At 72.6% G+C, this 10947-nt stretch carries 10 protein-coding genes and 1 tRNA gene; 5 read left to right on the top strand and 6 right to left on the bottom strand.

The features are described 5' to 3' along the window. Positions 1-90: 90 nt before the first annotated feature. Positions 91-1206, top strand: a complete 1116-nt coding sequence (locus tag ACFYZJ_RS23660; protein ID WP_388571016.1) for a CapA family protein — start codon at positions 91-93, stop codon at positions 1204-1206. A 1-nt stretch (position 1207) separates the two neighbouring features. Here ACFYZJ_RS23660 and ACFYZJ_RS23655 read toward each other — a convergent pair whose 3' ends face one another. The 3 genes from ACFYZJ_RS23655 to ACFYZJ_RS23645 form a co-directional block, all read right to left on the bottom strand. After that, the gene (locus ACFYZJ_RS23655; protein ID WP_388571015.1) at positions 1208-1678 is read right to left on the bottom strand and encodes a DUF5709 domain-containing protein; all 471 of its coding nucleotides are present in this window, start codon (positions 1676-1678) and stop codon (positions 1208-1210) included. An 87-nt stretch (positions 1679-1765) separates the two neighbouring features. Further along, the gene (gene polX / locus ACFYZJ_RS23650) at positions 1766-3493 is read right to left on the bottom strand and encodes a DNA polymerase/3'-5' exonuclease PolX (protein WP_388571014.1); all 1728 of its coding nucleotides are present in this window, start codon (positions 3491-3493) and stop codon (positions 1766-1768) included. Between the two features lie 84 nt (positions 3494-3577). Then, a tRNA-Leu gene (locus ACFYZJ_RS23645) sits at positions 3578-3662 on the bottom strand. A gap of 185 nt (positions 3663-3847) precedes the next feature. On the opposite strand from ACFYZJ_RS23645, the gene ACFYZJ_RS23640 reads away from it, so the two are divergent. The 3 genes from ACFYZJ_RS23640 to ACFYZJ_RS23630 all read left to right on the top strand — a co-directional run bounded on the left by ACFYZJ_RS23640 (position 3848) and on the right by ACFYZJ_RS23630 (position 6539). Beyond that, positions 3848-5173, top strand: a complete 1326-nt coding sequence (locus ACFYZJ_RS23640) for a M20/M25/M40 family metallo-hydrolase (RefSeq protein ID WP_388571013.1) — start codon at positions 3848-3850, stop codon at positions 5171-5173. 151 nt (positions 5174-5324) lie between these two features. Beyond that, positions 5325-5558, top strand: a complete 234-nt coding sequence (chpH, locus tag ACFYZJ_RS23635) for a chaplin ChpH (RefSeq protein WP_388571012.1) — start codon at positions 5325-5327, stop codon at positions 5556-5558. A 168-nt stretch (positions 5559-5726) separates the two neighbouring features. Further along, positions 5727-6539, top strand: a complete 813-nt coding sequence (locus ACFYZJ_RS23630; protein WP_388571011.1) for a chaplin — start codon at positions 5727-5729, stop codon at positions 6537-6539. An 89-nt stretch (positions 6540-6628) separates the two neighbouring features. Here the strand turns inward: ACFYZJ_RS23630 and ACFYZJ_RS23625 are convergent, their stop codons facing one another. Then, on the bottom strand, positions 6629-6817 hold the full coding sequence (locus tag ACFYZJ_RS23625; protein WP_030053310.1) for a DUF5703 family protein: 189 nt from the start codon (positions 6815-6817) through the stop codon (positions 6629-6631). A 47-nt stretch (positions 6818-6864) separates the two neighbouring features. On the opposite strand from ACFYZJ_RS23625, the gene ACFYZJ_RS23620 reads away from it, so the two are divergent. After that, positions 6865-7560 (top strand): hypothetical protein, encoded by a 696-nt coding sequence (locus tag ACFYZJ_RS23620; protein ID WP_388571010.1) that lies wholly within the window; start codon positions 6865-6867, stop codon positions 7558-7560. Between the two features lie 76 nt (positions 7561-7636). Here ACFYZJ_RS23620 and ACFYZJ_RS23615 read toward each other — a convergent pair whose 3' ends face one another. Beyond that, positions 7637-9865: a helix-hairpin-helix domain-containing protein gene (locus ACFYZJ_RS23615; RefSeq protein ID WP_388571009.1), complete on the bottom strand. Its 2229-nt coding sequence runs from the start codon at positions 9863-9865 to the stop codon at positions 7637-7639. Continuing rightward, a complete protein-coding gene (locus ACFYZJ_RS23610; RefSeq protein ID WP_388571008.1) occupies positions 9862-10845 on the bottom strand; it encodes an aldo/keto reductase in 984 nt (327 codons plus the stop codon). The genes ACFYZJ_RS23615 and ACFYZJ_RS23610 overlap by 4 nt, the downstream gene beginning before the upstream one ends. Positions 10846-10947 lie beyond the last annotated feature (102 nt).

The raw sequence follows: 10947 nt of genomic DNA, 5'->3' as shown, positions 1-10947 counted from the left end.
CCGCGACTGGTTCACCGACCACATGGCCCCCGCGCACGTGTAGCGCCCGGCCCCTTCGCGCGGCGTCGCCGACCGCCTTAGCGTGGAACAGTGCACACGGGCGCGGTGACCCTGTTCCTGTGCGGGGACGTCATGCTCGGCCGGGGCGTCGACCAGATCCTCCCGCACCCCGGCGACCCGGCGCTGCGCGAGACCTACATCCACGACGCCCGGGCCTACGTCGGCCTGGCCGAGGCCGCCAACGGGCCCATTCCCCAGCCGGTCGACCACTCCTGGCCCTGGGGCGAGGCACTGGAGGTCCTCGAGGACGCCGCGCCCGACGTGCGGGTGGTCAATCTGGAGACCGCCGTCACCGGCGACGGGGAGTTCGCGCCCGGCAAGGGCGTCCACTACCGGATGAGCCCCGCCAACCTGCCGTGCCTGGCCATGCTGCGCCCGGACGTCTGCGCCCTCGCCAACAACCACGTCCTCGACTTCGGCCGGCGCGGCCTCGAGGAGACCCTCGACTCCCTGGCCGCAGCGGGGCTGCGCACGGCCGGGGCGGGCCGGGACGCCACCGCGGCCCGGCGGCCGGCGATCGTCCCCCTCGACGGAGGCGGACGCGTGCTGGTGTTCTCCTTCGGCATGCCCTCCAGCGGCATCCCCGAGGACTGGGCCGCCACCGAGGAGCGGTCCGGAGTCGACTTCGTCGCGGGCCCGTCCGTCGCCGCGGCGGCCGGGTTCGCCGCCCGGCTGCGGCAGCTCAAGCACCCCGGCGACATCGCCGTCGCCTCCGTCCACTGGGGCCCCAACTGGGGCTACGAGGTCTCCCGCGCCGAGATCCGCTTCGCCCACGCGCTCATCGACGCGGGCGTGGACATCGTCCACGGGCACTCCTCGCACCACCCGCGCCCGCTGGAGACCTACCGGGGCAGGCTCGTCCTGTACGGCTGCGGGGACCTGGTCGACGACTACGAGGGCATCGGCGGCTACGAGCGTTACCGCGACGACCTGCGCCTGCTGTACCTGGTGACGGCCGACCCGGACACCGGCGGCCTGACCGACGTTCGCATCGTCACCCTCCAGGCACGCAGAATGCGGCTGGAGCACGCCTCGGACGAGGACACCGCCTGGCTGGGCACCGTCCTCGACGGATTCAGCCGGGAGTTCGGCACCCGCGTCGACCGCGAACCCGACGGCACGCTCACGCTCCGCTCCCTGCGCTGAGCTACAGCTCCTCCTCCTCGCCCTCCGGCACGACATGCACCGCCGCCTCCTCGGCCGTGCGGGCGCCGCTGTCGAAACCGACGTCGTTCGCGACGGCCTCCGCGTCGGTGTCCTCGCGGGTGCCCTCGTCCGGCGCGACCAGCCGCCCGGCGTCCGCACCGCCGACCTCGTCGTCCCTCGGCTCGCCCTCGCCGCCGGGCAGGTCCCCGATCCCGTCGCCCGCCACGGCCGTGTCCTCGGGCACCTCCCGCGCCAGCCGCTCGTCCAGTGACTCGCCGTCACGCTGCTCCGCGGCGGTGGTACCCACGTCGTTCACCGCCAAAGGCTTCTCCGGCGGCGAGTAGCCCTCCTCCATGGGCTCAACGACCCGGTTCTCCAGGCTGTCCGGGGACTCCAGCGGGCTCATGTCCTCCACGACGTCCTCGTCCTGCTGGGGCTGGTAGACCTCGTCACCCATGCTGTTCTCGGTCACTGCGGCACCCCCTCACGTATCGCGTCCCACGCGTTGCGGCAACACGTGTCGGGTCTCCGGTCCGCCGTACGGCAAACGCGCGCCGACTCACCCCGACCCGTCCTTGGCCAGGAACCGGCGCAGCCGCCGCAGCGGCCAGGTGTTGATCACGTCGTCGGGCGTCAGCCAACCGCGCTGCGCCGTACCGATGCCATAGCGCAGATGGGCGAGGTGGAGCACCGAGTGCGCGTCGGTGTTCACGGCGAACTTCACGCCGTGCTGCCGGGCCCGCAGGATGTCCTCGTCGCACAGGTCGAGCCGGTCCGGCTGCGCGTTGATCTCCAGCGCGGTGCCGGTGCGGGCGCAGGCCGCGAAGACCTCGTCCCAGTCGGCGTCCACCCCCGGCCGCTTGCCGATCAGACGCGTCGTCGGATGGCCGATGATGTTGACGTGCGGGTTCTCACAGGCCCGCACCAGCCGCCGTGTCATCGCCCCGCGGTCCAGGTCGAAGTGGGAGTGCAGCGAGGCCACGCACAGGTCGAAGCCGGCCAGGAACGCGTCGGGCCAGTCCACGTCCCCCTCCGCATCGATGTTGAGCTCGGTGCCGTGCAGCAGCCGCATCCCGTGGTGCGCGCCGTCCAGTGCCCGCAGCTCCTCCCGCTGGGCGAGGATCTTCTCGTCCGTCATGCGCTGCATGTACAGGTTGGGCGCGTGATCGGTGACCGCGTAGTACGCGTAGCCACGCTCGGCCGCCGCCTCCACCATCGCCTCCAGGGAGGCCAGCCCGTCGGTGAGGTTCGTATGGGTGTGCAGATCGCCGCGCACGTCCCGCTCCGTCACCACGTGCGGCAGCTCCCCGCGCGCGGCCGCCTGGATCTCCCCCCGGTCCTCCCGCAGAGTCGGCGGAATCCACGGCAGGCCCAGCCGGGCGTACACCTCCTCCTCGCTGCGGGAGGCGACCGACTCCCCGCTGTCCGTGTCGAACAGGCCGTACTCGGACAGCTTCAGACCCTGGCGAACGGCGATGGTGCGGGTCCGGATGTTGTGCGCCTTGGAGCCGGTGAAGTACTGCAGCCCGGCGCCCCACGAGTCCGGCGGCAGCACCCGCAGGTCCACCTGGATGCCCTTGGTGGTGCGGATCGACGTCTTCTTCTCGCCGTGCGCGATCACCTCCGCGGTGGCGGGCAGCGCCTCCAGGGCTTGCATGAACGGGGCCGACCGCTTCGCCGCGACCAGGACGTCGATGTCGCCGATCGTCTCCTTCATCCGCCGCAGCGACCCCGCGTACGTGCAGCGCTTGCAGCCGGTGACCTGGGACAGCTCGGCGACGATCTCCTCCGCGGTGTCCAGCGCCAGATGGATCGGGATACGGCCGCCCGCCTGCTGCATCAGCCGGATCCCGTGCAGGATGTTCTCCTGCGTCTTCTCGCCGAACCCCTTCAGATCGGCGAGGGCGTCCGCCTCGATCGCGGCCGCCAGCTCGTTCACCGACGAGATGTGCAGGTCCTCGTAGAGCCGCAGCGCCTTCTTCGGCCCCAGCGTGGGGATCGTGATCAGCTCCCGCACCCCGGCCGGGATCTTCGCCCTGCGCTCCTCGACCACCGCGACCGTGCCGGTGCGCAGATACTCGATGACCTTCTCGGCGATCGACCTGCCCACGTTCGGGATGTCCCTGAGCCCGTCCGCGTCCAGATGGGAGATGTCGGCCGGGTAGCCGCCGATGGCACGCGCGGCCTTCTCGTAGGCGCGCACCTTGAAGGCGTCGCCTCCCGTGATCGCGACGAGGTCCGCGTACTCCTGCAGGAGCGCCTCGACCTCTTCGTTGGCCCGGGCCACACCTCGAGTGTAGAAACCGCCCGAGAGGTGGGCCACACGCGAGAGGGTGCCGACCGGAACCGGTCGGCACCCTCTCATGGTGAGTGTCCGAGGGGGGACTTGAACCCCCACGCCCGATAAAGGGCACTAGCACCTCAAGCTAGCGCGTCTGCCATTCCGCCACCCGGACAAGGTGTCTGTCGTGCGGGCTTCCCCCGCGGCGACGGAGGAAACATTACCAGGCTTTCGGCGGCGTTCGATCACCCCCTTTCCCGCGTGAACGGCATGTGACGGGCCGTACACGGCCTTGGGGCGCGACGGGGGTCGGAGGGAGGATGAGGAGGACCACCAGCAGGGAGACCGGGAGGAAGCAGCGTGACCGACACCGGCACGGCCAGGAGCGTCACCGGCGAGGACGAGGTCGTCGACCTCTGCCGTGAGCTGATCCAGATCGACACCAGCAACTACGGCGACCACTCCGGTCCCGGCGAGCGAAGGGCCGCCGAGTACGTCGCGGAGAAGCTCGCCGAGGTGGGGCTCGAACCGAAGATCTTCGAGTCGCACCCGGGCCGTGCCTCCACGGTGGCCCGCATCGAGGGCGAGGACCCCTCACGGCCCGCGCTGCTCATCCACGGCCACACCGACGTCGTACCGGCCAACGCGGACGACTGGACGCACCACCCGTTCTCCGGCGAGATCGCCGACGGATGCGTGTGGGGGCGCGGCGCGGTCGACATGAAGGACATGGACGCGATGACCCTGGCGGTCGTCCGCGACCGGCTGCGCAGCGGGCGCAGGCCGCCGCGCGACATCGTCCTCGCCTTCCTCGCCGACGAGGAGGCCGGCGGCACCTACGGCGCCCGGTACCTGGTCGACAACCACCCGGACCTCTTCGAGGGCGTCACCGAGGCCATCAGCGAGGTCGGCGGGTTCTCCTTCACGGTGAGCGAACAGCGGCGGCTCTACCTGATCCAGACGGCCGAGAAGGGCATGCACTGGATGAAGCTCACCGTGGCCGGCACCGCGGGCCACGGGTCGATGATCCACCGGGACAACGCGATCACCGAGCTGTCCGAAGCCGTGGCACGCCTGGGCCGGCACAAGTTCCCGATTCGGGTCACCAAGACGACGCGGGCCTTCCTCGACGAACTCGGCGACGCCCTCGGCACCGAGCTCGACCCGGAGAACATGGAGGGCACCCTCGCCAAGCTCGGCGGCATCGCCAAGCTCATCGGCGCGACCCTGAGCAACACCGCCAACCCCACCCAGCTGAACGCCGGTTACAAGGTCAACGTCATCCCCGGCGAGGCCACCGCGCACGTGGACGGGCGCTTCCTGCCCGGCTTCGAGGAGGAGTTCCTCGCCGACCTGGACCGGATCCTCGGGCCGAACGTCCGGCGCGAGGACGTGCACGCCGACAAGGCCGTCGAGACCGGTTTCGACGGGGCGCTCGTGGACGCCATGCAGTCGGCGCTGCTGGCCGAGGACCCGGCCGCGAAGGCGATCCCGTACATGCTCTCCGGCGGCACGGACGCCAAGTCCTTCGACGACCTCGGCATCCGCGGCTTCGGCTTCGCGCCCCTCAAGCTGCCGCCGGAGCTGGACTTCGCGGGCATGTTCCACGGGGTCGACGAGCGGGTTCCGGTGGACGCGCTGCAGTTCGGCGTGCGGGTGCTGGACCGCTTCATCGACGCATCCTGAGCGGGCGTCGTTCCCGTACGCAATTCGCCAGCGTGTACGGGAACACGCCGGGACGAGTGAATGCGACCATACGCTCGTAGCTCCATTACTCCCTCCTCGTTACACGTGATGCGGTCCGAGGCTTGGATCGCTTTGCCAACAAGGAGGAATAATGATCAAGAAGGTCGTCGCTGCTGCGGCTGCCACCGGTGGACTGGTTCTCGCGGGTGCGGGTCTGGCTGTCGCCGACTCGGGCGCCCAGGGTGCCGCCACGCACTCCCCGGGTGTCGTGTCCGGCAATGTGGTCCAGGTTCCGGTGCACGTCCCGGTGAACGTCTGCGGCAACACGATCTCGGTGATCGGGCTGCTGAACCCCGCCTTCGGCAACACCTGCATCAACCACTGACGTGGTGCCTCACCCCATGAGGGGCCCGAACCCCGTGAGGGTGTGAGTCCGTCGGCCCCGGAGTGCGTGCCATGTGCTCCGGGGCCGACCGGTTCCTCCGCGTCCGCGCCCACCGCGCCGGATGCCTTCCGAAGGTCCACGACCAGCTCGAAGACAGGGAAATCAGCAATGCGACAGGTCACCCGCAAGGGCCTGATGACCATGGCGGCGGCGACCGGAGTCCTCGCCGTCACCGGCGGCTACGCGCACGCCGACGCCGGAGCGAACGGCTCCGCCACCAACTCGCCCGGTGTGCTGTCGGGCAACCTGGTGCAGGCGCCCGTGCACGTCCCGGTGAACGTCTGCGGCAACACCGTGAACGTCATCGGGCTGCTCAACCCGGCGGCCGGCAACACGTGCGTGAACACCGGCGGCCACTCCGGCGGCGGGGGCGGCGCCCACGCCGGCGGGCACACCAGCGACTCGCCCGGCGTCGGCTCCGGCAACACCGTGCAGGTGCCGGTGGACGTCCCGGTGAACGTCTGCGGCAACTCCGTCAACGTGGGCGGGGTCGGCAACCCGGCGGGCGGCAACGACTGCGCCAACCCGGGCGGCGGCCACTCCACCACCCCACCCGGCGGCGGGGGCGGCACCACGCCTCCCGGTGGCGGGGGCGGCACGACACCTCCGGGTGGCGGCGGCACCACGCCCCCCGGCGGCGGGGGCGGCACCACGCCTCCAGGCGGCGGGGGCGGCACCACACCTCCCGGCGGCGGCAGCACCACGCCTCCGGCCACGCCGCGCCACCCCGGTACGCCGCAGCAGCCGGGCGGCGGCCGGCACATCAACCACCCCGGCGGGCAGTCCGTCACTCAGCCCGCGGCCACCGCACAGCTCGCCCACACCGGTAGCGACCTGCCGCTCGGCCTCCTGGTGCCGGCCGGCGCGGGAGCCCTGCTCGGTGGCGCGCTGCTCTACCGCAGGGCGCGGGCGCACGCGTAACGGCACCGGCACCGTCCGCCTGCCCCGTGGCGGGCGATACGGATCGGGCCCCGTCCGTGCGGGGCCCGATCCGTTTCAGTCACCTTTACTCACCACGTGGCGCGCACCTGGCGGATGATCCGCCGGCGCAACCGCACCTTGCGGCTGCCGTCGCGCAGCAGGCTCAGGCGGTCCAACTCCCAGTGTCCGTACTCGGCATGGTCCGTCAGCAGACGTGTGGCGTCCTTGCGGGAGACCCCGCGAGGCACATACACGTCGACAAATTCGTATTCCGGCATCGCATCTATTGTGCGGGCTGGGGCCCGGTACGGATAGCGTCTGCACTATGTCTGATGCTGCGCAGCCCACCGCTGCCGAGGTACGTGCCGCCGCCGAGGCGGTCAAGACCGCGCTCGACCGCCACCTTGCCGCGGTCGAGCGCAGGACGGGTGAGGACGACCCGGCCGTCTACGAGGCGTTCAACGAGCTGGCCGCGGCGGCCGAGGAGTACGACGAGCTGCTCTACGACCGCTACGACGAAGTCACCCCCTTCGAGATCCCCGGCGCGGAGGAGCCGCTTCCGCCGTACACGGGCCCCGAGGAACCGAACGCGCTGAGCGTGCTGATCCGCCGGGACTACGCGGTGGCGGAGCCCCAGCGGCTGCTGGCACAGGCGGAGCGGGTGGTGGCCGCGGAGGAGGAGCCCGCGCCGACGTCGTCGGCCGGCACCGTCCACGGCGCGCTCGGCGTACTCTTCGGGGAGTTCGAACCGGACGAGATCGCCTCCCGGCACAAGGAGTTCGGCCTGGAGGAGGGCGACTCCACGCTGTGGGTGGTGGCCGCGGAGGAACCGGCCGAGCCGGGGGAGTGGCTGGAGGCGCCCTTCGAGCAGGTCGATCCCCAGCAGGTGGTCTGCCGCTTCGACGTCAGCTCCGTGTTCGACGAGGAGGCGGACGACCAGGAGCTGGAGGACGACCAGGAGCTGGAGGACGACGAGCTCGAGCTGGACGACGACGAGGACCTGGAACCGTTGGACCGTTAGCGAGGGTTCCCTGGCGGTGCCGTGCGACCTGGGCCCCACGGCACCGTCGGCCCCTGGCGTAGTGGCGGGCCCGCTGTCAGTCCGGCATCGGGACCTGGGGCCTCAGCAGCGCGAGCAGGCGGGTCGTACGCGGCTTGGCCTGGATCTCCGCCACGGCCCGCGGCAGGGCCTGGTCCGCGCCGTGTACCACCGACAGGTGGCGGACGGCGCGGCCGAAGGCCGTGTAGACCCACGGCCGCGTGAGGCTCTGGGCGGCGTCGCCCGGCAGCACCACGACCACCGCCGGCCACCGCTGTCCCACCGCCTGGTGCGCGGTCAGCGCCCAGCCGTGCCGCACGGTCTGCTCCACCCCCTCCTTCGGTACGACCACGGGGACGCCCGCGCACTCCAGGTGCAGCCCCTCGGCGTCGCCCTTCACGACCCGGCCCGGCAGCGTGCGCCCCGGCGCGGGGGAGTAGGCGATCCGATCGCCGGGGTCGAAGCCCCCGAAGCGGCCCGGGCCCGGGTTGAGCCGCTCCTTGAGCGCCGCGTTCAGCGCGCGGGTGCCCGCCGCGCCGCCGTGCCCCGGCGTGATCACCTGCGTCTCCTCCGCCGGAACCCCGATCGCCCGCGGCACCGAATCCGCGACCAGCTGCACGGTCCGGTGCACCGCCTCCCCGGCGTCCCGAACCGGCACGATCACGACCTCCTTGCCGGGCGCGTCGACCTGTGGCAGCTCCCCGACGCCGATCGCGGAGACCAGTTCGCCGAGCGGGCCCGGGTCGGGGGTCCGTGAGGCGATCTGCGGGCACACACGGGCCGCGAGCAGGTCCCCGAACACGCGCCCGGGGCCGACCGACCACAGCACGCCCGGGTCACCGCTCAGCACCAGCCGGGCCCCGTCGGGCAGCGACTCGACGAACAGGGCCGCCGTCTCCACATCCAGCTGCGGCGCGTCCAGCACGATGAGCAGATCGAGGTCCAGCGCGCCGTCGAGGTCCCGCCCCGGACCCTCCGCACCGGACAGGAGGCCCGCGACCGTGGCGATCGGCGGGCGGGACCGCTCGTCGTCCGGCAGGTCGAGCCGGGCGAGCAGCGCGGCGAACCGGTCGCGGCCGGACGGGCTGTGCGTGGCGGCCCAGGCGCGCAGCCCGAGCCGGCGTGCCGCACGCAGCAGCGTCGCCGGCTCGATGCGGGACGTCTCCGACCCGGTGTGCAGCACCAGGCCGTGACCCGCGACCGCACCGATCAGTTCCGCCGCGGAACCCGCCGTCGACCGGGCCTCCCGCTGCCAGTCCTCCGCCGCGCCGTCCTCCTTCGGCACGGAGTTGACCAGCCGGGCCAGTCCGTCGGCGAGGCTTTCCTCCGCGAGCGCGTACCGCTCCAGGCCGATCAGTACCCGGACCGGGCGCTCCTGGTCCTCGTCGCCGCCCGGTGGGGCCGCCTCCAGGGCGTCCTGGAAGACCAGGGCCTCAGCCTCCGCGATGGTGCCGCGCACGGCCGCCTCGGGGTCCGGCACCTGGCGCCGGGCGAGCGCCGCCTCCAGGGCAGGGACCTCCAGGGCGGTGTGCCCGGCCAGGGCCGCCTGTTCCAGCAGCCAGACCGTCATCGCCCTGGCCCGGCGCTCGTCGTCCGGGCGGCACTGAGCGCCGAGCAGGGCGCGGGCGAAGGTGTCGGCCTGCTCGGGCCGTACTCCGAAGACGCGCAGCAGCAGCCAGGGATCCGAGCGCAGCCGCTCCTCCGCGCCGTCACCGAGCGCCTCGGTGACCTGGAGGGCGAGGGCGTCCGGGGCGCCGCCCTCGGCCAGGACGGCCCGCACGGCCGCCACGGTCTCGGCGGCGGGAGGCACCGCGGCGGCCGCCTCGGGTTCGGGGCGCCGCACCGGCTCGGTGGCGCGGCGCGGTGTGGGCGCCGGCTCGCTGAAGGCGCTCGCCACCGGCTTCTCACCGCTCTCCACGGCCCGCACGGCGGCCAGCAGGTCGGCGGCCTTACCGCTGAGCTTCCCACCGGCCTCGATGGGCCCCTGCTTGGCGGCCTTCCGCCGCTCGATCCGCTCCCGCTCCAAGCGCTGAGCGGCCAGCTCGGCCTCCGCTTCGGACATCTCGGGCACGGCGCCCTCGCCGCCGCCGTCCTGCGAGGGACCAGGGGAGCCGTCCGCCGTGTCCGGGCCGCCGGCCGCCGGCGCCTCGTCCCCCACGCCCTCCGCGGGCCCCTGCGCGGGCCCCGGGTCCGCGGCCCTGTCGCTCCCCGCGCCGCCGCCCCCGGCGGTCCCGGCCCCGTCCTCCGCCCGAGGGGCCGTCTCCGTCGTCTCCGGGTCCGTGCTCACAGCGTGCTCCAGTCGTGATCGGGATAGCGGTGCACCGGGGCCGACACATCGTCCAGCGCCCGGCAGATCTCGTCCGGAAGACTAAGCGCCTCCACTGACAACGCCGCCGTGAGCTGCTGCGCATTGCGCGCGCCGACGATCGGCGCGACCACCCCGGGCCGGTCCCGCACCCACGCCAGCGCCACCTGCAACGGAGTGGTGGCGAGCCCGTCGGCGGCCGTCTGCACCGCGTCGACGATGCTGCTCGCCGTGTCGTCGAGGTAGGGCGCGACGAACGGCCCCATGTGCTCCGACGCCCCCCGCGAATCGGCCGGTGTCGAGTGCCGGTACTTGCCGGTCAGCACTCCCCGGCCCAGTGGGGACGACGGCAGCAGCCCGACCCCCAGGTCCAGCGCGGCGGGCAGCACCTCCCGCTCCACTCCTCGCTGCAGCAGCGAGTACTCCATCTGCGTACTGGCGATCCGGGTCCGCACGCCCGGCGCCGCCAGCTGCCAGGTGGCCGCCTTCGCCAGCTGCCAGCCACAGAAGTTGGACACCCCCGCATACCGCGCCCGGCCGCTGCCGACCGCCAGGTCGAGCGCCTGGAGGGTCTCCTCCAGCGGGGTGTACGGGTCGAAGGCGTGGACGTGCCAGACGTCGACGTAATCCGTGCCCAGGCGGGCGAGCGAGGCGTCCAGGGCGCCGAGCAGGTGACCGCGCGAGCAGTCGAAGCGGCGGTCCGGGTCGGGCACGCTGCCCGCCTTCGTGGAGATCACCAGATCCCGGCGAAGCACGAGGCCGTCCATGAGCCGCCCGAGCAGATACTCGGCCTCCCCGTCCCCGTACACGTCCGCCGTGTCGACGAGGGTCCCGCCGGCCTCCCAGAACACCTTCAACTGCTCCGCGGCGTCGTGCTCGTCCGTGTCGCGGCCCCAGGTCAGGGTGCCGAGCCCGATCCGCGACACACGAAGGCCGGTACGGCCGAGATGCCTCTGCTCCATGGACGCCGAGATTACGGCCTGAACTCGCCTCATGGGGGGCCTGTGGACAACCGATTTCCCCGAGTCCTCCGGGGATTTCCGGGGGGCTCACGCCCACGCTAA

The organism is Streptomyces sp. NPDC001848 (genome assembly GCF_042891915.1).
GTDB lineage: Bacteria > Actinomycetota > Actinomycetes > Streptomycetales > Streptomycetaceae > Streptomyces.
This window is presented reverse-complemented; position numbering and strand designations above follow the sequence as displayed.